Below are 22,873 nucleotides of genomic sequence, written 5' to 3'. Positions count from 1 at the left end.
TTCTGCGGTGTACGCGATACCTGTGGGAGCCGGCGTTGCCGGCGATTGGCCCTCGAACCTGACACAAAAACATCAGGACACAGATACACTCGCTGCATGAACCTCGATACCCGCATCAAATTCCGCCATCTCCTGTGCTTTCTCGAAATCGCCCGCCAGGGCAGCTTCGCCAAGGCCGCGGACGCCGTGGCCATCACCCAGCCGGCGATTTCCAAGACCCTCAAGGAGCTTGAGGACCTGCTTCAGACCCGGCTGTTCGAGCGCGGCCGGCAGGGTGTCGAGCTGACCCCGGCCGGGGTGCGCTTCATGCGTTACGCCGGTCCCTGCGTCCAGGCCCTGCGCGAGGGGGTGAGCACCTTGCGCGGCGAGGAGCACGCGCCGCCACAGGTGAAGGTCGGTGTGCTGTCCACCGTGGAAAGCCTGCTGATGCCGGAAGTCATCCGCCGCCTGCACCAGCGTCATGCCGCCCTGGTGGTCAGCGTCGCCACCGGACCCAGTGCCCATCTGCTGGCGCAGTTGCATGTCGGCGAGCTGGACCTGGTGATCGGGCGCATGACCGACAGCCCGCAGATCCAGGGCCTGCTCTTCGAGCACCTGTACAGCGAATCCATGTCACTGGTGGTGCGCCCGGGCCATCCGTTGCTGGCCAGCGAGCCGCTGGAGCGTGCCCGTCTCGGTGATTACCCGCTGGTGCTGCCGCTTGCGGGAACCACCATCCGCAAGCATGCCGACAGCCTGTTCGTGCAGTGCGCCATCGAACAGCCACAGCAGCGGCTGGAAACCTTGTCACCGGCCTTGAGCCGGCGCTATGTGCAGGGCAGCGACGCGGTGTGGGTCGCGCCGCGCGATGCAGTGCGGGTCGACCTCGATCGCGGTGAACTGCACGAGCTGGACCTGGGTGTCAGCGAGCCCGGCGGCTCGGTGGGGATCTGCAGTAATGCGGCGCTGCCGTCGGCACTTCCGGCGCAATGGCTGTGTGAAGTGTTGCGTGAAGTTGCGGCGCAATACCGGGATGGCGACTACCCTTGAGGGCGGTCGCCAAGCCCCTGCTGGCCGTATGCCGCATGGCTGCATGAAGAACTGTTCATATTGCTGAACTTCCGGGACTTTTCTCGTTCTTATTGCCGGTAGCCATTGGTCGTGGCCGCCTGATATTCTCGCGGCTTTACCCGATTGCCCCTTTGGCGCATGAACAAGGAAATAGCATGAAACAGCATCGGTTGGCGGCTGCGGTTGCCCTGGTTAGCCTGGTCCTGGCGGGTTGCGATTCGCAGACCAGCGTCGAGCTGAAAACCCCGGCACAGAAAGCCTCCTACGGTATCGGCCTGAACATGGGCAAGAGCCTGGCTCAGGAAGGCATGGACGACCTCGATTCCAAGGCTGTTGCCCAGGGCATCGAAGATGCCATCGGCAAGAAAGAGCAGCGTCTGAAGGACGACGAGCTGATCGAAGCCTTCGCCGCACTGCAGAAGCGTGCCGAAGAGCGCCTGACCAAGCAGGGCGAAGAGTCCGCTGCGGCCGGCAAGAAGTTCCTTGAGGAAAACGGCAAGAAGCCTGGTGTGGTCACCACCGCTTCCGGCCTGCAGTACGAAGTGGTGAAAAAGGCTGACGGCGCCCAGCCGAAGCCGACCGACGTGGTCACCGTCCACTACGAAGGCAAGCTGATCGACGGCAAGGTCTTCGACAGCTCCGTCGAGCGCGGTGCGCCGATCGACCTGCCGGTCAGCGGCGTGATCCCGGGCTGGGTCGAAGGCCTGCAACTGATGCACGTCGGCGAGAAGGTCAAGCTGTTCATCCCGGCCGACCTGGCCTACGGCGCGCAGAGCCCAAGCCCGATGATCCCGGCCAACTCGGTCCTGGTCTTCGATCTGGAACTGATCGGCATCAAGGACATGTCCAAGCTGGAAGCGCCGGAAGCCGATGCGGCTCCCGAAGCACCAGCTGCCGAAGCAGCTCCAGCCAAGTAATTCGGCTTTTGCTGTTGTCCAACGCCCCGTACCCACGGGGCGTTGTCGTTTTTGCAGGATGACGGGAGTAGAGTGGCCACGGCCCTGTGACAAGGTTCACAAAAGCTTCTGCAAAACGATTGCGCAATGAAACAAGTGTGTAAAAAACGCCCGATCCGACCCCGGCCCTTGCCCACCGGGAGCCCTGGCCCGGAAATGAAGCTCTGTTCACAAGGTTATCCACAATTAATGTGGATAACCTTCCCGCCACTGCTGATGGAGGTCCCATGAAAGCACCGTGGAATTTCGCCCGCTTCCTGCCCCTCGCCGAGCGTCTGCTCAGCCGTGGACGCTTGCCGGCGCTGCTGTTCGCCGTGGCACGCAAGGGGCCGCGACTGGGGCAGTTGAAGGAGGATGTGCGCCTGCTGCAGGCCCTCTGCGTGGCCTGGTGGCGTGGTGAGTACCGGGCAGTCAGCCCAAAGGCGCTGGTGACCATCGTCGCCGGCCTGCTGTATTTCGTCAGCCCGCTGGACGCGATTCCCGACTGGCTGCTGGGCGTCGGCCTGCTCGACGACATCGCCGTGCTGGGTTGGGTGCTGAAGACCGTGAGCGACGAACTGGACGCCTTCCGTGCCTGGCGCCAGCGTCAATCCCCGGAAAAGTTGCGGGTGGTCGAACGCCTGCCGGACACCCCTGAAGCGCTGCGCCTGGAGCAACACCGCAGCTGACCCGCGCGACGTGCTGCAATTCCCTCGATGGCTGGTAATATTATTGGCATAACGATTATGCCTACAGATTACATGCGAGAAGTCCGACAAGGGGGTTGTAATGGCTATTCAGGTAATTAGCCGAGATGGTCAACCCGAGTACGCGGTTGTTCCCTGGGATCAATATCAGGCGTTACTCAAGGCGGCGGGACACCCTGAGGCGGTGTCCGGCGATGTGCAAACCACCACCGATGCAGCTTCTTCCCCGGCCAGCGCGCCTGCCCTGAGCGAGCTGGCCGCGTTGCGTCAGGCCAAGGGCCTGGCGGCCGAGCAACTGGCGCGCAAGGTCGGCATCAGCCCGGTCTACCTGGCCATGATCGAAAGCGGTGAACGTCTGCCGGACTCGGCGATCCGTCGCAGCCTGGCCTGGGAGCTGGGCGTGCCGGGCTGGAGCGATCCGTCATGAGCGCCGTGCGGATCAGCCGGCAACACTGGGAGGGGCTGCTCGGCGAGCTGGATGTCGCTCGCCGGCAGCGCCACCTGCTGACCTACCGCGCGCTGCTGGAGCGCCTGCAACTGCCGAGCCCGGCGATGCAGACCCTGACGGCGGCACTGGAGTACCTGGCGGTGCTCGATGCCCGTGCCGAGCAGCCGCTGCGCAGCTCACTGGTGATCAGCCAGGGCGCCAGCCGCCTGCCGCGTACCGGATTCTTCGAGTGTGTGGAGCGGCTGGGACGGTTTTCCGGGCCTTCCGATGGCATGGCCGCAGCGTCGTGGCATGCCTCGGAGGTGGTGCGGGTATTCGAGTATTCCTACCCGGAAGAAGGCTGATAACGCGGACCCTGTGGGAGTTCACCCAGCCTTTCAGGCTGCGCTGTCGCGCAGAGAACAGGTTTAAGAGCTACGCGGACCCTGTGGGAGCGGGTTTACCGGAACGCCGGACCGCCGCGATGGAGTCGGTGAGTCCACTATCGCAATCGCGGGTGAACCCGCTCCCACAGGGTCCGCGTTGTGTTTTCAGGCGGCTGCGGTATCGATGAGGTACACGCTGGCCCCCTGGACTTCCTTGGCATGGTGCTTGGCCTGCGAGGCCAGGTCGGCCAACTGGTCGGCGTCCAGCTCGGCGCAGGTCTCCGAGCGCAGTTGCACCACCCCGATCGATAGCGACAGCAATGGGAACTCCTGACGCTGCCCGAGCCGGTTGTGGGCGATGAAGCAGCCAGCTTCCAGATGCTCGCTGCGGTAGAAGCGCCGGCACTGTTTTTCGAAGTCCGCCAGCAGCAGGTCCAGACGCTGCTGCCAATCCTGCGAACCCAGCACCAGCATGAAGTCGTCGCCGCCGATATGGCCGACGAAGTCCCGACTCGGATCGACCCGCTCGTTCAGGCATTGCGCCAGGCACAGCAGCACCTCGTCGCCGCGGGCGTAGCCGTAGATATCGTTGAACGGCTTGAAGCTGTCGATATCCACGTAACAGATCGCCGCCTGACGCCGTTGTTGCAGCAGCCGCGCCAGGCACTGCTGGATCGGCACGTTGCCCGGCAGCAGGGTCAGCGGGTTGGCGTAGCGGGCCTGCTGGATCTTCTGCTCGGTGATCAGCTTGAGCACGTCGATCACCCGCCCCAGCCCGAGATAACGGCCTTGGTGGGTAATGATGAAGTCTTCCTCGATGCGCTGCCGTGCACGGCTGGTGAGCAGGCGGCTGACGCTTTGCAGGGACTGGGTCAGCTCCACCGCGAGAAAGTCGTCGCTCATCAGCCGGCTGATCGGTTTGCGCGCGAACAGGTCGGTGGCGAAGGGCTTGAGCAGGGCATCGGAGAGCGAATGGCGGTGGACGATGCCGCACGGCCGCTGTTGCTCATCGAGCACCGCCAGGGAGTTGAGGTTGGCCTGGCGGCGGAAGGCTTCCAGTACCAGCGGCGTGGCGGTATCGCCGGTGACGGCCGTTTGTTCGATCAGCAGTGCGCCGAGGTCGGAGATCTCGTCGCTGAGGATCGGCAGGCTGTTCAGCACCGGCCCCGGCAGCAGTTGCGCGACGTCCCGTGGCGGATGTTCCTGGGGGCGGCAGATCAGGTAGCCCTGGACCAGATCGACGCCCATTTCGGTCAGGACCGCCAGTTCTTCGGGCAGCTCGATCCCTTCGGCAACCACCTTGGCCCGCGATGCCTTGGCGATCTGCAGGATGGAACCGACGAATTCGCGCTTTACCGGGTCGAGGTGGATGCCGTCGATGAAGTGGCGGTCGATCTTGACGTAGTCCGGACGCAGTTCCGACCACAAGCGCAGGCTCGAATAGCCGGCGCCGAGGTCGTCGAGGGCGATGGAGAAGCCCATGTCGCGGTAGTGGTGCAGGGCGTTGTAGAGCAGCTGGAAATCATCGGTCGGGGTCTGTTCGGTGAGCTCGATGACCACCTGGCTCGCCGGGATGCCGAGATTCTGCAGCAGCTTGAGGGTCAGCCCGGACTGGTACTGCGGTTCGAGCAGGGATTCCGGAGACACGTTGAGGAACAGCTTGCCCTCCAGCCGTTGCTGGCTGAAACGCCGGCAGGCACTTTCCCGGCAGGCAATTTCCAGCTCGGTCAGGCGTCCCGCGTGCCGGGCCACGGCAAACAGGTTGATCGGCGAATGCAGGGGGCTGTTGGACGGGCCGCGGCTCAGGGCTTCGTAGCCGAGGATGCGACGTTCGGAGAGGCAGACGATAGGCTGGAACAGGCTGTGCAAGCCGCCTTGAGTCAGGATGGAACTCAACGCGCTGAGCTGCTCGGTCATGGTCATATCGTTACTACCTTGAAAAAAAGGGACTGGCGTTTGTAACGCTCAGTCCCTTATTTCACGACAGTTTGATGACTGTTTAATGACTTGATACTACACGGTCATAGTATTTCGCCATTATCGATTCAGCCTCGTTCAGTGCTTGGCCACCGCCGAGTTCAGGCTCAGGTAGTCGAGCAGGATACGCCCGGTCTCGCTCAGATAGGCGTCGTCTTCCGGTTTGCTGTCGTCCGGCTCGGCGGGGATCGCGTCCTCGTCTTCCTTCTTCAGCTCCTTCAGCGGCTCTTCGCCCTTGGCCTTGCGCCGGATGTTCTCCAGGGCCAGTTGCTTGCCTTCGATGTCGGCGTGCTGGGCGCGGCGTTCTTCCTCGTTGAGGCTGACGGTCTTCTCGCTCATCAGCTTCTGGGTCAGGGCCAGGCGGTCGCGGATGTAGACGAACTCGGCATCCTTGGCACTGCGCACGTCATGACGTTCCTTGAGCTGGGCCAGGAACGGCTTGAACGGGTCGCTGGCCGGCTTGATCGCGGCACGGATGGTGTCCCACGGCATGGCTTCGGGCAGGGCGCTTTCGCCGATTTCCTTGGTGTCGATGATCGACGGGTAATCGATGTCAGGCAGCACGCCCTGGTGCTGGGTACTCTGCCCGGAAACCCGGTAGAACTTGGCCAGGGTCAGCTTCAGCTCGCCGTGGTTGAGCGGCTGGATGGTCTGCACGGTGCCTTTGCCGAAGGTCTGGCCACCGATGATCAGGGCGCGGTGATAGTCTTGCATGGCGCCGGCGAAGATCTCCGAGGCCGAGGCGGACAGGCGGTTGACCAGCAGCGCCAGCGGGCCTTTGTAGAAGGCGCCGGTGTTCTCGTCTTCGAGCACGTCGACACGGCCGTCGCTGTTGCGCACCAGTACGGTCGGGCCTTTGTCGATGAACAGGCTGGTCAGCTCGGTGGCTTCCTGCAGGGAACCGCCGCCGTTGTTGCGCAGGTCGATGACCACGCCGTCGACTTTTTCCTTCTGCAGTTCGGTGAGCAGCTTCTTCACGTCACGGGTGGTGCTCTTGTAGTCCGGATCGCCGGCACGGTAGGCCTTGAAGTCCAGGTAGAAGGCCGGGATCTCGATGATGCCGAGCTTGTAGTCGCGGCCATCCTGCTTGAGGTTGAGCACCGACTTCTTCGCTGCCTGCTCTTCCAGCTTGACCGCTTCGCGGGTGATCGACACCACCTTGCTGGTCTGGTCGTTCGGCGCGTTGCTCGCCGGGATCACTTCCAGGCGCACCACCGAGCCTTTCGGGCCACGGATCAGCTTGACCACTTCGTCCAGGCGCCAGCCGATCACGTCGACCATTTCCTTGTCGCCCTGGGCGACACCGATGATCTTGTCGGCAGGGGCGACCTGCTTGGTTTTCGCGGCCGGGCCGGCGGGTACCAGGCGGACGATCTTGACCTGGTCGTTGTCGCTTTGCAGAACGGCACCGATGCCTTCCAGCGACAGGCTCATGTTGATGTCGAAGTTTTCCGCGTTGTCCGGCGACAGGTAGTTGGTGTGCGGGTCGTAGGACTGGGCGAAGGTGTTGATGTAGGCCTGGAAGATGTCTTCCGAGCGGGTCTGGTCGAGACGCGCCAGTTGATTCTTGTAGCGCTTGGTGAGCAGCTCCTGGATCGCCTTGGGTTCCTTGCCGGCGATCTTCAGGCGCAGGACTTCGTCTTTCAGGCGTTTGCGCCAGAGGTCGTCAAGGTCGGCCTCGGTCTTGATCCAGGGGGCGTCCTTGCGGTCCACCAGCAGGGTTTCGTGGGCGTTGAAGTCGATCTTGTCGACGCCCTTGTTCAGCTCGGCAAGGGTGAAGTCCAGGCGGGATTTGACCCGGTCCAGGTAGCGCTTGTAGATATCGAAGCCCGGCTCCAGGTTGCCGCTCTTGAGGAAGTCGTCGAACTGGGTCTTCCACTTGTCGAACTCGGCGATGTCGCTGGCCAGGAAGTAGCTGCGCGCCGGGTCCAGCAGCTTGATGTAGCTGTCGTAGATGATCACCGAGCGGGCGTCGTTCAGGGGGGGCTTGCTGTAGTGATGGCGCTTGAGCAGCTCCACCACGTTCAGGCTGGCGGCCACCTGGTCGCGGTCCGGATGCAGCGATTCCCAACTGTTGGCGGCCAATGCATTGCCTGCCAGGGGCAGGCTGCCGAGGCCGATCAGCAAGGCGAGGGCGGAACTGGAGAGAAAATGCTTCATGCCGATTCGACGCAGGGACAATTCATAACGCATAGTGGGCCGTCTTTGATTCGCCGGTTCCAGAAGAACCGGTCGCATAATGCAAAAAGCCCGGCGCTACAAGCGCCAGGCTCGGTCTTGACATCAACTATGGAGGCACTGTGAAGGCATTGCAAGGCGTTGAAGGACATGTGGAGTGGGTTGAAGCGACAAGTCCAACATGCGATGTAGGTCAAGTACGAATTCGTGTTGCCGCCGCTGGCCTCAACCGTGCCGACCTGTTGCAACGCGCCGGGCTCTATCCGCCGCCGCCAGGGGCCAGCGAGTTCCTCGGACTGGAGTGCTCCGGGGTGATCACCGAGGTGGGCGCCGGTTCCTCCTGGCAAGTGGGTGACCGGGTCTGTGCCCTGCTGGCAGGCGGCGGCATGGCCGAGGAAGTGGTGGTCGATGCCCGTCACGTCCTGCCGGTGCCGGAAGGCCTGAGCCTGCATGAAGCGGCGGCGATACCGGAAGTCTATGCCACGGCCTGGCTCAACCTGTTCCAGTTCGGTGGCCTGCGCCCGGGCGAGAAGGTATTGCTGCATGCCGGGGCCAGCGGTGTGGGCTCGGCGGCGATCCAGTTGTGCAAGGCCTTCGGCAGCCCGTGCTGGGTCAGCGTCGGCTCGACCGAGCGGTTGGCCTATTGCCAGAACCTGGGCGCCAGCGGTGGCGTGGTCCGTGGTGACGATCTGCAAGCGCTGAACGACTTCGCTCCGTTCGATGTGGTGCTCGACCCGGTCGGCGCCAGCTATGCCGAGCTGAACCTGAAGCTGCTGGGTCGTGATGGCCGCTGGGTGATCATCGGCCTGATGGGTGGACGCAAGGCCGAGCTGGACATGGCCCTGCTGCTGGGCAAGCGCATCCAGGTGACCGGCTCGACCCTGCGCAATCGGGATGATCAGTTCAAGGCCGACCTGCTCAGTGATCTGCACCAGCAGGTCTGGCCGCTGTTTGCCGAGGGGCGCCTGAAGCCGCAACTGGTGGGCAGCTATCCGGTGGCGGATGCCCAGTCGGCCTTCGAGGAACTGGCAGGTAACCAGGTGTCCGGGAAGCTGGTGCTGGTGGTGGATCCGAGTCTGGTGTGATGTTTGAGGGCCCTATCGCCGGCAACGCCGGCTCCCACAGGATCAGCGGTACACATGATCCTTGAGGGAGCCGGCGTTGCCGGCGATAGGGGCCTGAAGAACAACCCATCAACTCCAGGTCAGCACCGGCCAGCCATTCTTCTCGGCATGCTCAAGCAACACCGGATCCGGATTCACCACATGCGGGTGGTCCACCTTCGACAGCAGCGGCAGGTCGTTGCGCGAATCCGAGTAGAAACTCGCCCCCTCCAGGTTTTCCTCTTCCTGATCCAGCCATTCCAGCAAGCGGGTGATCTTGCCTTCGCGGTAGGTCAGCACACCCTCGGTACGGCCGCTGTACACGCCGTTGACCACTTCCAGGTTGATCGCGAGAAATTCATCGATGCCCAGCCGCGCGGCGATCGGGCCGACCAGATGCTCGCCCGAGGCGGAGATCACCAGGATGCGGTCGCCTTTGCGCCGGTGCTCGGCAATGACACGGCAGGCATCGCTGTAGATGACCGGTTCGATGAAATCCTCGACCCAAGGCTCGACCAGGTGCGCGACTTCCTCGGGAGTACGCCCTGCCACCGGCTCCAGGCTGAACACCATGTAGTCTTCCATCGCCAGGTGACCCTTGCCGTAGGCGTCCATCAGCTCATGGTCGCGCTGCAGGAACGACGGGCCGTCGACCCAGCCCAGGCGGGCCATCTGCTCGCTCCAGAGCGAGGCGCAGTCGCCGTGGATCAGGGTGTCGTCGAGATCGAAGATCGCTAAAGCCATAACGCAAAACTCCCGTGCATCCCTAGGCGACTTCGCGCAGGGCAGTTGGATCGATCGACAAGGATACCCGTTGTCCGTCCGGATAGAGATCGGCGGACGAGCGGTTGAGCACGTCCACCAGCAACTCGACGCCGCGGGCCTCGACCCGGTAGCGGATGATATTGCCGAGCAGGCTGTGGCTGCGTACCTGGCCGTCGAGCGCACCGTCCAGGCTTAGGGCGATGGCTTCCGGGCGGATCGCCAGGCGGCAGTGCACCGGGCGCTCCAGCAGGCGGCTGGCGCTGTCGGCGTCGAGCAGGTTGTAGTTGCCGATGAAGCCGGCGGCGAAGGCATCCACCGGCGCGGTGTAGAGGGTCTCGGCATCGCCGCTCTGGACGATCTTGCCCTGGTTCATCAGGAAGATGCGGTCGGACATGGTCAGCGCTTCCTCCTGGTCGTGGGTGACGAACACCGTGGTCAGCCCCAGCTCGCGCTGGATACTGCGGATCTGTTCACGCAGGTGCTTGCGGATCCGGGCGTCGAGGGCCGACAGCGGCTCGTCGAGCAGCAGCAGGCGTGGCCGGGTGACCAGCGAACGGGCCAGGGCCACGCGCTGGCACTGGCCGCCGGAGAGCTGATGCGGGTAGCGAGCCGCGAAGTCCTGCAATTCCACCATGCGCAAAGCCTCGTCGACCCGCACCTGGCTGTCCTGGCCGGAGACCTTCTGCATGCGCAGGCCGAAGGCGACGTTTTGCGCCACGGTCATGTTGGGGAACAGCGCATAGCTCTGGAACACCATGCCGATCCCGCGCTTCTGCGGGCTCATCGGCACCAGGTCGGTGCCATCGAGAAGGATCTTGCCGCTGTCCACCGGGGTCAGCCCGGCGATGCAGCGCAGCAGGGTCGACTTGCCGCAGCCGGAGGGGCCGAGCAGGGTGATGAACTCGCCGCGGGCGATGGTGAAATTGATGTCCTTGAACACCGGGCTGCCGGCGTAGGTCTTTTCCAGGTTCTGGATGCTGACGAAGCTCATTTCAGGTCTTGTCCTTGTTCAGGCGGTTGGCTGCCCAGGTCAGCACCAGCACGAAGAGGAAGTAGGAAATCACCAGGGCACTGTTGAAGTGGCCACTGCTGTTGCGCATGTTGTTCAGGTACACCTGCAGGGTTTCGTAGCGGGTACCCACCAGCAGGTTGGCGAAGACGAACTCGCCGAACAGGAAGGAAAACGACAGCAGCAGCGCCACCATCAGGCCCTTGCGCAGGTTCGGCAGGACCACCAGGAATGCCGCCTGCCAGGTGCTGGCACCGAGCAACTGGGCGGCGTCCATCAGGTCGCGCAGGTTGATGGCCTGGAGGTTGTTGGTGATCGCCCGGTACATGAACGGCAAGGCCACGGTGAAGTAGCAGCCGATCAGGATCCACGGCGTGCCGACCATCGCCATCGGTCCCGAGCCGTAGAGCTGCAGCAGGCCCACCGAGGACACCACCGGCGGTACCGCGAAGGGCAGCAGGATGAGGATGTTCATCAGCCCGTCGAGCTTGGGGAAGTGGTAATGCACGACGAACAGCAGCGGCAGGATCAGCAGCACCGACAGCGCCAGGGCGCCGACGCAGACCAGCAGCGACTGGGCGAAGGCGGTCAGGAAGCGCGGGTCGCTCCATAGCGCCACGTACCACTTGAAGGTCAGGCCGCTGGGCAGCAGGCTGGCCGACCAACTGGTGGAAACCGAGTAGAGCAGGGTGCCGGCCAGGGGCAGGAGCAGGATCAGGAACAGCACCCAGACCACCAGACGATGGTAGAGGGCAGTGCGCCCGGGTTCAGCGCGCGACATGGTAGCTCCTCTTCAGCAGCCATTGATGGACCAGGGTCACCAGGGTCATCAGCCCGACCAGGATGATCGCCAGGGCGCTGGCCAGGTTCGGGTCGAGGGAAATATCACCGGCCACCAGGGCGGCGATGCGGATTGGCAGCACGTTGAAGTTGCCGGTGGTCAGGGCGTACACCGTGGCGTAGGCGCCGAGGGCGTTGGCCAGGAGGATGACGAAGGTGCCGAGCAGCGCCGGGGTCAGCACCGGCAGGCCGATATGCCGCCAGTACTGCCAGGGGCTGGCGCCAAGCAGCGAGGCCGATTCGCGCCAGTCTTCGCGCAGGGCGTCGAAGGCCGGGTAGAGCAGCAGTACGCCGAGGGGAATCTGGAAGTAGGTATAGAGGATGATCAGCCCGGTCTTGGAATACAGGTTGAAATCCTCGATCAGCCCGGCCTGCTTCAGGGCCAGGGTGAGGGCGCCGTTGAAGCCGAGCAGGATGATGAAGGCGAAGGCCAGCGGCACCCCGGAGAAGTTGCTGGTCATGTTGGCGAAGGCGTTGACGAAGTCGCGCAGGCGCGAGTCGACCCGTTGCAGCGAATAGCTGCCCAGCACCGCGATGAAGATGCCGAACAGACTCGACCAGAAGCTGATTTCCAGGCTGTGCTGGATCGCCTGGCGGTAGAACTTCGAGGCGAAGATCTTGCTGAAATTGTCCAGGCCCCAGCCGCTTTCGGCTTGCAGGCCGTGGATCGCCACCCAGCCCAGTGGGGCGATCTGGAAGATGATGAAGAACACTGCGAAGGGCAGCAGGCACAGCAGCGCCAGCCACTTGCCGCGGGAAAGGGGATTCAAGAGAGCAGCTCCCGGCAGAACGGTTTGTCGTGAGCGACCCCGAGCAACTGGCAGATGGTTCCGCACAGTTCGGTTTGCAGTGGCTTGGCATTGGGGTCAAGGCTGAAGGCATCGCCGAAGACGAACAGCGGCACTTCCCGTTCTTCCGGGAGCAGGCCGTTGTGCGAGCGGTCGTTGTTCATGCCGTGGTCGGCGGTCACCAGCACCTGGTAGCCCTCGGCGAGCCAGGTGGCCAGGTAATCGGCCAGGAGGATGTCGGCGCTGCGTGCGCTGTTGCGGTACTGGCTGCTGTCCAGGCCGTGGCGGTGACCGGCGTCGTCGATGTTCATCGGATGCACCAGGAGGAAGCCGGGATTGTGCTTGCGCCGCAGGTACTCGGCGTCGGCGAACAGGTGAGAATCCGGATAGTGGTCGGCGTAGTAGAACAGGCCGTTCTGGATCGGCAGTTTTGGCGCGTGGGTGTGGCGATCGCGGACCGCGTCGAAGGGCGTGCGGTTGTACAGCTCGCTGACCCAGTGGTAGGCCGCCGCCGCAGTGCTCACACCGCCATCGCGGGCGTAGTGGAAGATGCTGCGCTCCTTGGACAGCCGGGACACCTGGTTGTGCACGATGCCGCTGTCGATCGGCGGCACGCCGGTGAGGATGCATTCGTACAGCGGGCGGGACAGGGCCGGCAGCTCGCATTCCAGGCGGTAGAGGGCGGCGCGGTCGGCTTCGACGTAGGCGTGCAGGTGGCCCATGGCGTGGTGTGCGACCTGATGGTTGAGGCCGTCGAGCAGGACCAGGATGACGTTGTGGTTCATGTAAGGCTCCGGGGACTGTGGGTGCAGCATCGCTGGCAAGCCAGCTCCCACAAGGATCGCGTGCACCGCCGAACCTGTGGGAGCTGGCTTGCCAGCGATTGGGCCTCACTCCATCTCGATGATGACCTGCTCCTGCCACTTCTGCGGCAGTGCCTTGGAGGTCGCTTCCCAGGCTGCTGCGTCCTTGATCGGCTGGGCCGCGCGGTACTGCTCGTTCGGCAGCAGCTTGGCCTGCACTTCCGCCGGCAGCTTCAGGTGCTCGGCGCGGATCGGCCGGGCGTGGCCGATGGCCAGGTTGGTCTGCCCGGCATCGCTGAAGATGTACTCGCGGGTCAGCTTGGCCGCGTTCGGGTGCTTGGCGTACTTGTTGATGATGGTGGTGTAGCCGGAGATCACCGAACCATCCGACGGGATCAGCACTTCGAAGCGTTTCGGATCGATCTGCTCGCGGTAGCTCAGGCCGTTGAAGTCCCAGACCACGCCGACTTCCACTTCACCCTTTTCCAGGGTCTGGATGGTCGGGTTGGCCAGCGACAGGCGCTTCTGCTGGGCCAGCTTGGTGAACAGTTGCAGGCCCGGCTCGATGTTCTTCTCGTCGCCCTTGTAGGCGATGGCCGCGGCCAGTACGCCGTTGGCAGCCTGCGCGGCGGTACCGACGTCACCGATGGCGACCTTGTACTTGCCCTTTTCCAGGTCATGCCAGGTTTTCGGCATGTCCGCTTCCTTCACCAGTTGCTTGTTGATGATGAAGGCGATGGTGCCGGTATAGGCCAGGGCCCAGTGGCCATCCTGGTCCTTGGCCCAGTCCGGGACCTGGTCCCAGGTGCTCGGTTTGTATGGCTGGGTCACGCCCTTGGCCACGGCGATCGGGCCGAAGGCGGCGCCGACGTCACCGATGTCGGCGCTGGCGTTGTCCTTTTCCGCGTCGAACTTGGCCACTTCCTGGGCCGAGCTCATGTCGGTGTCCATGTGCTTGAGACCGTATTTCTTCGTCAGGTCTTCCCAGGTTCCTTTCCAGTTCGCCCAGGCATCCGGCATGCCCACGCTGTTGACGGTGCCTTCCTTGCGGGCGGCGTCCTCGAGTGCCTTGAGGTCGGTGTCGGCGGCCATGGCCGTGTGCGACAGGGCAATGCTCGCGCCTAACAGAGAGGCCAGGAAAAGCTGTTTCATCCGAAGCTCCTTAATGGGTGCCTTGCACAACATGAGGGGGTGGGGCGTGTTGCCTTTCGGTTGGTCTAGGTCAGCAATACCTGAGCCAAGGTAGGGATGTTGCATGACAGTTTGATGTCGAGTTGTTGCTCCCCGGCTCGCCAAGCGACCTTGGAAATACAGCGTAGACCAGATGCAAGACCACGCCCGGCAAGGCTTTCAGCCTTTGTGTCAGCGACCGTTGGGGAGACTTGTCATCTACTGTTCATGAGTCTTGCCTAGGCTTGAGAAGTTTTCCCGGCGCTGCGCTGCTGCCCCATGATGGGACGTCGGAGCGCTGGACTAGTCCAGAAAGGAACCCTTTGATGCACGCACTGCCGACACGCGCAGTTACAGCGATCTGCCATGCCCTGCAGGAACAGATTGAACACGGCCTGATTGCGCCGGGATGCAAGCTACCCGCCGAACGCAAGCTCAGCGAAGTGTTCGACACCACCCGCATCACCCTGCGCGAAGCGCTGGTGCAACTGGAAGCCCAGGGCCTGATCTACCGGGAGGAGCGGCGCGGCTGGTTCGTCGCGCCGCAGCGCCTGACCTACGATCTGATCGAGCGCAGTCATTTCCATGCCATGGTGCGGGAGCAGGGCCGCACGCCGGCCACCGAGCTGCTGTCGGCGCGCCTGCAACCGGCGGCGGCGGCGATCTGCGCGCGCCTGCGCCTGCCGCCACTGTCCAGCGTGATCCAGATCTGCCGCCTGCGCCGTATCGACGGGCGTGCGGTGTTGTATGCCGAGCACTATCTGAATCCGGAGTACTTCCCCGGCATCCTCGAACACGACCTCGGCCAGTCGCTGACCGAGATCTACGACCGGCACTACGCCATCCAGTACGGGCGGGTCTGCTTCGAGATCCTGCCGACCGCCTTGCCGGCAGCGGCAGCTTCGGCGCTGAAGGTGTCGCCGGGCAGTGCGGGGTTGCACATTACCCGGGTCAACAGCGATCAGTCGGGACGCCTGATCGACTGCGACCTGGAGTACTGGCGGCACGACGCGATCCGCATTCGTGCCGACGCCGGTTAAGCCTTTTCGCTGCTGCCGGCCACGGCGCCGCCGGCGGTGGTCAGCACCTGCACCGACAGACGCGGGGTGGCCAGGTCCAGGCCGGCCTCGTCGAGCTGGCGCTTGAGCGCCAGGTTGAAGGCCCGGGACACCTCCCACTGCTTGATCGGCGCAGTCTTGAAGCGCGCCCGTAGCACCGCCGAGCCGGATTCGAAACTCTCCACTCCCTGCAGCTCCAGCGGCGACCAGATATTGCGTCGCTGCAGGGGATCGGTGCGCATCTTCTGCCCCACATCACGGATCAGGGCGATGGCCTGGTCGATGTTCATGCTGTGCGGGATGGCGATGCGGAAGATCGCGTAGCCGAACTCCCGGGAGTAGTTCTTGATGCTCTTGATCTCGCTGAACGGAATGGTATGGACGATGCCGTCGATGTCGCGCAGGCGCACGGTGCGGATGGTCAGGCCCTCGACGGTACCGAGGTGGCCGCCGACATCGACGTAGTCGTCGATGGCCAGGGAGTCCTCGATGATGATGAACAGCCCGGTGATCAGGTCGGCCACCAGCGACTGTGCACCAAAGCCGATGGCCAGGCCGATGACGCCGGCACCGGCAAGCAGCGGGGTGACGTTCATGCCCATGTTCGCCAGGGCGATGATCAGGGCGATGATGGCGATGGCGACGAACAGCACGTTGCGGATCAGCGGCATCATGGTCTGCGCCCGGGCATTGGCCAGGCCTTTGCGCGAGCGGGTCAGGGCGTGGTGCACGGCGGTATCGGCGAGGATCCATACCAGCCAGGCGGCAATCAGGGTGCCGGCCAGCCCGCCCAGGCGCACGGCAACTTCGTGGCCCTCACCTTCAGCGAAGCCGACCAGCGAGAAGCCCCACACCCGCAGGCCCAGTTCGATGAAGGCCAGCCATACGGCCATATGCACCAGGGTATAGCCGAAGCCGCGCAGGCGTTCGGCGTACACCGCCTGGCGACGGTTGGCACGGCGCGGCTTGAGGGCATGACGGCGCACCAGGCCATTGATGACCATGCACAGGATCACCAGCACGGTGCACATCAGCGACTGGCGTAGCGCGGTGCTGGTGTCGCCGGCGGAGACGAAGGTGGCGAACAGCGAGATCGCCACCAGCACCAGTGCCGGCAGCCACCAGAAACTGCCGAGGATCTCGATGGTGTCGCTCAGGGCCTTGCGCTTGAGGCGCTGGGCCAGGGGCTGGTTGCGGATCAGGTGGGCGATGGGGCGGCGGAAGTGCAGGATGAACAAGGCCGTGGACAGCGCCGCGAGGATATTGGCCAGGGTCGCCAGGGCGTGGGCCAGGTGGGTGCCGAGGGCGAGGTACAGGCGCGGGTCGTTCATCGCCTCGCCGAAGGCGGCGAAGCTGCCGATCAGCCACAGCGGACGGAACGCCCGGTGCCGCAGGATATGCAGGGCGCGGTGGCGGTGCGGGCCGTCGAGCAGGGAGAAGGCGATCACGCAGATGGCCGAGAACAGCGTGCCCACCACCAGGGCATAGGCGATGACCATGGCCATGGATTTGCCGAGGGACGAGGGCAGGGCGAAGCTCAGGTACACGGTGATGATCAGCGCCACCAGCCAGGGGCCGAGTTTGCGCAGGGCGAAGCGTGCCAGGTCCCAGGTGCGCGGGTGCTGGGGCAGTTCTTCGGTCAGGCCGAAGCGCAGGCGCAGGCGGTGCCCGGCCCAGTTCAGGGCGTAGGCCAGCAGGCTCCACAGGGCGAGGATGGCGATGAAGCCGAACAGCAGCCCCGGCCATTGCTGCACCGGCACCTTGAGCGCGGCCAGTTCGATGCCCGCCAGTTCCATCTCGTCGGCCCAGCGCTTGAACGGGCTGGCCTCGCCGCTGAACTGCTTTTCCAGCTCGGCCAGGGTGCCGCCGATCAGGCCCAGCACGCCCTGCTCGGGTTGCGGTTGGGCCTGGCGGGTGCTGTCGCGGAGTTTCTTCAGGTCTTCCAGCAGGCGCGTGCGCTGCTGGTCGTTTTCCAGGGTGGTGATGACCTGGTCGAGGGATTTGTCCAGCGGCTCGCTGGGTTGCGGCTGGGTGGCGCTGCCGCTGCCGAGCAGGCCGGGCAGGCTGACCGCCTGGGCCTGGCCAATGCTGGCGAAGAGAAACAGCGACAGGGCGAGATAACGGAGAACGGCAGGCACTGGACGATCAACCTCGAACGCAGGTAATCGGCGCAGTGTAGAGGATTTCTCAGGTCAGTTTTTCCAGGATCTTCCACACCATGATGCCGAGTATCGACAACATGCCGACCCACATCAGCAGCACGCCCCAGTTGCTGTCGCGCTTGGTGAAGCCGATGGTCAGCAGGATCAGGCCGGCGAGCACCGGGAGGAACATCGAGTGGAACGCGGACATGCGCAAGGTCCTTCTGTTTCCTGGGAAATTTCAGGCTTGAGCATAGGCGCTAAATGACGGGGCGGGGTTGACCGGTGTCACAGACAGCGCGAACGGGGCCGCTCGCGCTGGTGGAAAACCGCGGGGCAGAGCGCCCCGCAGTGACTCAGGGCAGCTCGCGGCTGCGGTAGAAGGCGGTCAGCACCTTGACCAGGTGGGCGAGGTCCTGGCTGCCGCACAGCTCGCGGATCGAGTGCATGGCGAAGGTCGGCAGGCCGATATCGACGGTGCGCACGCCCAGGTGGCTGGCGGTGATCGGGCCGATGGTCGAGCCGCAACCCATGTCGCTGCGCACCACGAAGCTTTGCACCGGGACTTCCTCGGCCATGCACAGGTGGCGGAAGAAGCCGGCGGTTTCGCTGTTGGTGGCGTAGCGCTGGTTGTTGTTGACCTTGATCACCGGGCCGGCGTTGAGCTTGGGCCCGTGGTTGCCGTCGTGCTTCTCGGCGTAGTTGGGGTGTACGCCGTGGGCGTTGTCCGCCGACACCAGCAGCGAGCGCTGGATGGTGCGGACGAACTCGTCGCCGTCCGGCAGCAGGCGGCGCAGGGTCTGTTCGAGCATCGGGCCGTCGGCGCCGCAGGCCGAGCAGGAGCCGACTTCCTCGTGGTCGTTGCATACCAGCACGCAGGTCTCGTCGCTGTCGGCATCGAGCAAGGCGCGCAGGCCGGCGTAGCAGGACAGCAGGTTGTCGAGGCGCGCACCGGCGATGAACTCGCCGTGCAGGCCGATCTGGGCGGCGGGCTGGGTGTCGTAGAAACTCAGCTCGTAATCCAGCACCACGTCGGCGTTGAGGCCGTGTTCACGGGCCAGTTGCTCGGTAAGCAGGGCGCGGAAGTCGACGCGCTCGTCACCGGCGACCTGGGCCAGGATCGGTGGCAGCTCGGTCTGCGGGTTGATCGCCCAGCCTTCGTTGGCGGTGCGGTTGAGGTGGATCGCCAGGTTGGGGATCACCGCGATCGGCAGCTTGAAGTCGACCAGTTGGCTTTCCACCTTGCCGTCACGACGGAAGGTGACGCGGCCGGCCAGGGACAGGTCGCGGTCGAACCAGGGGGCGAGCAGGGCGCCACCGTAGACTTCCACACCCAGTTGCCAGAAACCCTGACGCTGCAGCTCGGGCTGCGGCTTGACCCGCAGGCATGGGCTGTCGGTGTGGGCGCCGACCAGGCGGATACCGTCGAGCAGCGGCGAATGGCGGCCGAGCTTGATGGCGATGATCGAAGAGTCGTTGCGGGTCAGGTAATAGCGACCACCAGGCACCGTGGCCCAGCTGTCGCGCTCGTCCAGGCGCTGGTAGCCGGCGGCTTCGAGGCGCTTGGCCAGGCTGGCGGTGGCATGGAAGGGCGTGGGAGAGGCTTTGAGGAATTCAATCAGGCCTTGGTTCAGGGCGTCGCGCATAAGTCACTCCAGACGGCAGTGGGCGCGATTTTAGCGCAGATGATGCGCTCGTTGGGACCGCTTTGCGGTCCATCGCCGGCAAAGCCGGCTCCCACAGGTTGCAGCGGTGTACACGATCCTTGTGGGAGCCGGCGTTGCCGGCGATGAGGCCCTTCAGAACGGCGCAGGACACTCGAATTTGAGCCGCTCGCCAGTCACCGGATGGGTAAAGCTCAGCATCGAGGCATGCAGGCACAGCCGCTCATGGGCCGCCAGGGCCTCCGGGTTGGCGTACAGGCGATCGCCCAGCAACGGATGCCCGATCGACAGCATATGCACGCGCAACTGGTGCGAACGCCCGGTGATCGGGGTGAGTTCGACCCGGCAGTGATCGCCGCAGCGTTCGACGATGCGCCAGAAAGTCAGCGCATGCTTGCCTTGCTCGTGATCCACCACGTGCCGCGGCTTGGTGGGCGGGTCGTAGCGCAACGGCAGGTCGATGCTGCCGCTGTCGCGTTCCGGCTGGCCCCAGCACAGGGCGGTATAGGCCTTCTCGGTCTCGCGGTCGTGGAACTGCCGCGACAGTTCGCGATGACTGTCGGCATCGCGCGCCAGCAGGATGATCCCCGAGGTTTCCCAGTCCAGGCGGTGGACGATCAGGGCGTCGGGGTAGCCGTTTTCCTGCAGGCGGGTGATCAGGCAGTCCTTGTTGTCTTCGGCCCGGCCAGGCACGGAGAGCAGCAGGGTGGGCTTGTTGATCACCAGGATGGCGTCATCCTGGTAAAGGATCTCGACGTTGGACAGCGGCATTGCGTGTTCTCTGCAAATGCCAACGGCGGCGGCCGGACCCGGACTGTAGAGCCCGGGCCCGGCCGCCGCCGTGGCAGGTTACCCGCAGACGCTCAGGTGCGTTCGGGCAGGGTGATGTTGAGTTCGAGAATCGAGCAGCTGCCCTGGTTCTCCAGCGCCACCTGCACGTCATCGTTGCCGATGTTGACGTACTTGCGGATCACTTCCAGCAGTTCTTGCTGCAGGGCTGGCAGGTAGTCCGGGGTGCTGCGCTGTCCGCGCTCGTGCGCCACGATGATCTGTAGACGCTCTTTCGCAACCGATGCGGAACTCTGTTTTTTGCTGGCACGAAAGAAGTCAAAAAGGTTCATGGTTCAATTGCCTCCAAACAGGCGCTCGAAGAATCCCTTCTTCTGTACGTCGAGGAACCGGTGTTCCACGGTTTTGCCCAGCAGGCGGTCGACAGTGTCGCTGTACGCCTGGCCGGCATCGCTCTGGTCGTCGAGGATGACCGGGACGCCCTGGTTGGAGGCCTTGAGCACGGCCTGGGATTCGGGAATGACACCCAGCAGCGCGACGGAGAGGATTTCCTTGACGTCTTCGACGCCGAGCATCTCGCCCTTGCTCACGCGCTCGGGGTGGTAACGGGTGATCAGCAGGTGTTCCTTGATCGGGTCTTCGTTGCGCTCGGCGCGGCGCGACTTGCTGGCCAGCAGGCCGAGCATGCGGTCGGAGTCGCGGACCGAGGACACTTCGGGGTTGGTCACGACGATGGCTTCGTCGGCGAAGTACATCGCCAGGTGCGCGCCCTTCTCGATGCCGGCCGGGGAGTCGCAGACCACGTAGTCGAAGGTCTCCTTCAGTTCCATCAGGACCTTCTCGACGCCTTCCTGGGTCAGCGCGTCCTTGTCACGGGTCTGGCTGGCGGCCAGCACGTAGAGGTTCTCCAGGCGCTTGTCCTTGATCAGGGCTTGCTGCAGGTTGGCCTCGTTGTTGACCACGTTGACGAAGTCGTACACCACGCGGCGTTCGCAGCCCATGATCAGGTCGAGGTTACGCAGGCCGACGTCGAAGTCGACGATCACAGTCTTGTGCCCGCGCAGCGCGAGGCCGGTACCGATGGCGGCACTGGTGGTGGTCTTGCCCACACCACCCTTGCCGGAAGTAACCACGAGAATCTTGGCCAAGGTGTATCACCCCTAAAAATGATGAAAAAGGACGTGCGGTCCTAAAATGCAAAAAAACGGCAACTAACTGACTAAAGTTGCACGGAAAATGGCGGCAGTATCCGTTAAAGGCGGGTGATGTTCAACACGTCCCCGGACAGGCTGACCTGCACGCCGGCCCCCCACAGCGGATCGCGGCGCAGGTCTTCGGAGACCTTGTACTGCCCGGCGATCGAAACCAGCTCGGCGGTCATCTGCTGGCAGAAAATCCGTGCCTTGGTGTTGCCCTTGATACCGGCGAGGGCGCGTCCGCGCATTGGCCCGTACACATGGATATTGCCATCGGCGAGAAGTTCCGCACCCGGACTGACCGCCGATACGACGACCAGGTCGCCCCCCTGAGCATAGATCTGTTGGCCGCCGCGTACAGGCGCGGTGATGATCTTGGTCGGACGCACCGCCGGCTCCGGCGGCGGAGGCGGTGGCGCGGGGGCTGGCTCGGGCTTTTTCACCGGCTCGATTTCCACCGGATCCACCGGCCGCTCGCGGGCGCCGGAAGGCGGCAGCACCGGCAGATCGATGGCGATGGCGGCGGCGATGTCCTCGATACGACTGGCGCGGATGGCCAGGGTACGCAGGCCATGCTGACGGCAGATGCGCATCATGCCTGGCAGGTCGACGCTGCCTTCGCCGGCCGGCAGCTTGTCCAGCGCCAGCACCAGCGGCGTGTTGCTGAAGAAGTTCGGCGCCTGGGCGACCTTGGCCGCCAGTTGCCGGTCGAGTCCTTCGAGGTCGTTGCGGGCAAGCTCGAGCACGGTGATGGCGAGCATGCTGCCCTTGAGCTGGAACACGTGGGCTTGGTCTGGCGTCTGGCTTTGGCTCATGGTCTAAGTCGAGGCGGCTTTGTTGCGAAAAGTGCCCAGACTTATAACGAGAACGCCGGTTAGCCGCAACCCGCGCCGAACCGTTGTAGAATGCCCGGCCTTTTTCTTTCCGGAATCTTGAATGGATCGCCCGCGTTTTCGTCGTTACTTCCTGCACCCGCGTTTCTGGCCGCTGTGGCTGGGGCTCGGCCTGCTCTGGCTGATCGTGCAGCTGCCGTACCCGGTTTTGCTGGGGATCGGCCGTGCCCTGGGCGCGGTGATGTACCGCGTGGCCGGTGCGCGCCGGGCGATCGCGGCGCGCAACCTGGAGCTGTGCTTCCCGGAATTGCCGTCCGTCGAGCGAACCCGTCTGCTCAAGGAAAATTTCGCTTCCACCGGCATCGCCTTCTTCGAAATGGCCATGAGCTGGTGGTGGCCAAAGGCCCGTCTGGCGCGCCTGGCGCACATCGAAGGGCTGGAGCACCTGCAGGCCGCGCAGCGTGATGGCCAGGGTGCCATATTGATGGCCCTGCACTTCACCACCCTGGAGATCGGCGCCGCGCTGCTCGGCCAGGAACACACCATCGATGGCATGTACCGCGAGCACAAGAACGCCCTGTTCGACTTCGTCCAGCGCCGTGGTCGCGAGCGCCACAACCTCGATTCCCTGGCGGTGGAGCGCGAGGACGTGCGCGGCATGCTCAAGCTGCTGCGCGCCGGCCGCGCTATCTGGTACGCGCCGGACCAGGACTATGGCGCCAAGCAGAGCCTGTTCGTGCCGCTGTTCGGCATCCAGGCGGCGACGGTCACCGCCACGACCAAGTTCGCCCGCCTGGGCCGGGCCAGGGTCATTCCCTTCACCCAGGAGCGCCTTGCCGATGGCAGCGGCTATCGCCTGGTGATCCACCCGCCGCTCGAGGACTTCCCGGGGGAAACCGAGGAGGCCGACTGCCTGCGCATCAACCAGTGGATCGAGCAGGCCCTGCGCGAATGCCCGGAGCAGTACCTGTGGGCGCACCGGCGCTTCAAGTCGCGGCCGCTGGGAGAGCCGAAGCTGTACAAGAAGTAAGCAGGCTTCATCCTTCATTCCAGG

General features: G+C 64.2%; 23 protein-coding genes. 8 read left to right on the top strand and 15 right to left on the bottom strand.

Features of this window, described 5'->3' with window-relative positions:
* The first annotated feature begins 96 nt into the window (after window positions 1–96).
* From pcaQ to ACODSK_RS09540, 5 genes are all read left to right on the top strand, one after another.
* Window positions 97–1,029 carry a pca operon transcription factor PcaQ gene (gene pcaQ / locus ACODSK_RS09560; RefSeq protein ID WP_489015619.1) on the top strand — a complete coding sequence of 311 codons (933 nt, stop codon included), beginning with the start codon at window positions 97–99 and terminating at the stop codon, window positions 1,027–1,029.
* Window positions 1,030–1,205: 176 nt separating this feature from the next.
* Window positions 1,206–1,967: a BamJ family beta-barrel-assembly machinery protein gene (gene bamJ / locus ACODSK_RS09555; protein WP_489015617.1), complete on the top strand. Its 762-nt coding sequence runs from the start codon at window positions 1,206–1,208 to the stop codon at window positions 1,965–1,967.
* Window positions 1,968–2,233: 266 nt separating this feature from the next.
* Window positions 2,234–2,674, top strand: coding sequence for a YkvA family protein (locus ACODSK_RS09550; protein WP_489015616.1), 441 nt, complete (start codon window positions 2,234–2,236; stop codon window positions 2,672–2,674).
* A 100-nt stretch (window positions 2,675–2,774) separates the two neighbouring features.
* Window positions 2,775–3,119 (top strand): helix-turn-helix domain-containing protein, encoded by a 345-nt coding sequence (locus tag ACODSK_RS09545; protein ID WP_489015615.1) that lies wholly within the window; start codon window positions 2,775–2,777, stop codon window positions 3,117–3,119.
* Window positions 3,116–3,484 carry a hypothetical protein gene (locus ACODSK_RS09540; protein WP_489015614.1) on the top strand — a complete coding sequence of 123 codons (369 nt, stop codon included), beginning with the start codon at window positions 3,116–3,118 and terminating at the stop codon, window positions 3,482–3,484. The genes ACODSK_RS09545 and ACODSK_RS09540 overlap by 4 nt, the downstream gene beginning before the upstream one ends.
* Window positions 3,485–3,670: 186 nt before the next feature.
* Here the strand turns inward: ACODSK_RS09540 and ACODSK_RS09535 are convergent, their stop codons facing one another.
* Window positions 3,671–5,428 (bottom strand): bifunctional diguanylate cyclase/phosphodiesterase, encoded by a 1,758-nt coding sequence (locus tag ACODSK_RS09535; protein ID WP_489015613.1) that lies wholly within the window; start codon window positions 5,426–5,428, stop codon window positions 3,671–3,673.
* A gap of 132 nt (window positions 5,429–5,560) precedes the next feature.
* Window positions 5,561–7,642 carry a carboxy terminal-processing peptidase gene (locus ACODSK_RS09530; protein WP_489015626.1) on the bottom strand — a complete coding sequence of 694 codons (2,082 nt, stop codon included), beginning with the start codon at window positions 7,640–7,642 and terminating at the stop codon, window positions 5,561–5,563.
* Between the two features lie 140 nt (window positions 7,643–7,782).
* Between ACODSK_RS09530 and ACODSK_RS09525 the strand changes: the two genes are divergently transcribed.
* A complete protein-coding gene (locus ACODSK_RS09525; protein WP_489015612.1) occupies window positions 7,783–8,745 on the top strand; it encodes a zinc-binding dehydrogenase in 963 nt (320 codons plus the stop codon).
* Window positions 8,746–8,853: 108 nt separating this feature from the next.
* Here ACODSK_RS09525 and ACODSK_RS09520 read toward each other — a convergent pair whose 3' ends face one another.
* The 6 genes from ACODSK_RS09520 to ACODSK_RS09495 all read right to left on the bottom strand — a co-directional run bounded on the left by ACODSK_RS09520 (window position 8,854) and on the right by ACODSK_RS09495 (window position 14,120).
* Window positions 8,854–9,507 (bottom strand): HAD family hydrolase, encoded by a 654-nt coding sequence (locus tag ACODSK_RS09520; protein WP_489015611.1) that lies wholly within the window; start codon window positions 9,505–9,507, stop codon window positions 8,854–8,856.
* A gap of 22 nt (window positions 9,508–9,529) precedes the next feature.
* A complete protein-coding gene (locus ACODSK_RS09515) occupies window positions 9,530–10,519 on the bottom strand; it encodes an ABC transporter ATP-binding protein (RefSeq protein WP_489015609.1) in 990 nt (329 codons plus the stop codon).
* Window position 10,520: 1 nt separating this feature from the next.
* Entirely contained in the window at window positions 10,521–11,318 is a 798-nt protein-coding gene (locus ACODSK_RS09510) for an ABC transporter permease (RefSeq protein ID WP_489015608.1), read from the bottom strand.
* Window positions 11,305–12,147 carry an ABC transporter permease gene (locus ACODSK_RS09505; RefSeq protein WP_489015607.1) on the bottom strand — a complete coding sequence of 281 codons (843 nt, stop codon included), beginning with the start codon at window positions 12,145–12,147 and terminating at the stop codon, window positions 11,305–11,307. The genes ACODSK_RS09510 and ACODSK_RS09505 overlap by 14 nt, the downstream gene beginning before the upstream one ends.
* Window positions 12,144–12,950 carry an alkaline phosphatase family protein gene (locus ACODSK_RS09500; RefSeq protein WP_489015606.1) on the bottom strand — a complete coding sequence of 269 codons (807 nt, stop codon included), beginning with the start codon at window positions 12,948–12,950 and terminating at the stop codon, window positions 12,144–12,146. The genes ACODSK_RS09505 and ACODSK_RS09500 overlap by 4 nt, the downstream gene beginning before the upstream one ends.
* Window positions 12,951–13,055: 105 nt before the next feature.
* On the bottom strand, window positions 13,056–14,120 hold the full coding sequence (locus tag ACODSK_RS09495; protein WP_489015604.1) for an ABC transporter substrate-binding protein: 1,065 nt from the start codon (window positions 14,118–14,120) through the stop codon (window positions 13,056–13,058).
* Window positions 14,121–14,464: 344 nt separating this feature from the next.
* Here ACODSK_RS09495 and ACODSK_RS09490 point away from each other — a divergent pair, with 344 nt between their 5' ends.
* Window positions 14,465–15,178 (top strand): UTRA domain-containing protein, encoded by a 714-nt coding sequence (locus ACODSK_RS09490; protein ID WP_489015602.1) that lies wholly within the window; start codon window positions 14,465–14,467, stop codon window positions 15,176–15,178.
* On the opposite strand, the gene ACODSK_RS09485 is transcribed toward ACODSK_RS09490, so the two are convergent.
* From ACODSK_RS09485 to minC, 7 genes are all read right to left on the bottom strand, one after another.
* A complete protein-coding gene (locus ACODSK_RS09485) occupies window positions 15,175–17,334 on the bottom strand; it encodes a mechanosensitive ion channel domain-containing protein (protein ID WP_489015600.1) in 2,160 nt (719 codons plus the stop codon). The genes ACODSK_RS09490 and ACODSK_RS09485 overlap by 4 nt on opposite strands.
* A gap of 49 nt (window positions 17,335–17,383) precedes the next feature.
* A complete protein-coding gene (locus ACODSK_RS09480; RefSeq protein ID WP_489015598.1) occupies window positions 17,384–17,548 on the bottom strand; it encodes a hypothetical protein in 165 nt (54 codons plus the stop codon).
* A 145-nt stretch (window positions 17,549–17,693) separates the two neighbouring features.
* The gene (locus ACODSK_RS09475; protein ID WP_489015596.1) at window positions 17,694–18,983 is read right to left on the bottom strand and encodes a M18 family aminopeptidase; all 1,290 of its coding nucleotides are present in this window, start codon (window positions 18,981–18,983) and stop codon (window positions 17,694–17,696) included.
* A 153-nt stretch (window positions 18,984–19,136) separates the two neighbouring features.
* Window positions 19,137–19,772, bottom strand: coding sequence for an RluA family pseudouridine synthase (locus tag ACODSK_RS09470; RefSeq protein WP_489015594.1), 636 nt, complete (start codon window positions 19,770–19,772; stop codon window positions 19,137–19,139).
* 92 nt (window positions 19,773–19,864) lie between these two features.
* Window positions 19,865–20,122 carry a cell division topological specificity factor MinE gene (gene minE / locus ACODSK_RS09465; protein ID WP_458975692.1) on the bottom strand — a complete coding sequence of 86 codons (258 nt, stop codon included), beginning with the start codon at window positions 20,120–20,122 and terminating at the stop codon, window positions 19,865–19,867.
* 3 nt (window positions 20,123–20,125) lie between these two features.
* Window positions 20,126–20,938, bottom strand: coding sequence for a septum site-determining protein MinD (gene minD, locus ACODSK_RS09460; RefSeq protein WP_075803762.1), 813 nt, complete (start codon window positions 20,936–20,938; stop codon window positions 20,126–20,128).
* A 104-nt stretch (window positions 20,939–21,042) separates the two neighbouring features.
* Window positions 21,043–21,801 (bottom strand): septum site-determining protein MinC, encoded by a 759-nt coding sequence (gene minC / locus ACODSK_RS09455; protein WP_489015592.1) that lies wholly within the window; start codon window positions 21,799–21,801, stop codon window positions 21,043–21,045.
* Window positions 21,802–21,922: 121 nt separating this feature from the next.
* On the opposite strand from minC, the gene ACODSK_RS09450 reads away from it, so the two are divergent.
* The gene (locus ACODSK_RS09450; RefSeq protein ID WP_489015590.1) at window positions 21,923–22,849 is read left to right on the top strand and encodes a lipid A biosynthesis lauroyl acyltransferase; all 927 of its coding nucleotides are present in this window, start codon (window positions 21,923–21,925) and stop codon (window positions 22,847–22,849) included.
* Window positions 22,850–22,873: the final 24 nt, after the last annotated feature.

The sequence above is a fragment of the Pseudomonas sp. FG98 genome (assembly GCF_057808595.1).
The sequence above is the reverse complement of the archived record's forward strand: the minus strand, read 5'-3'. Positions and strand labels throughout refer to the sequence as shown.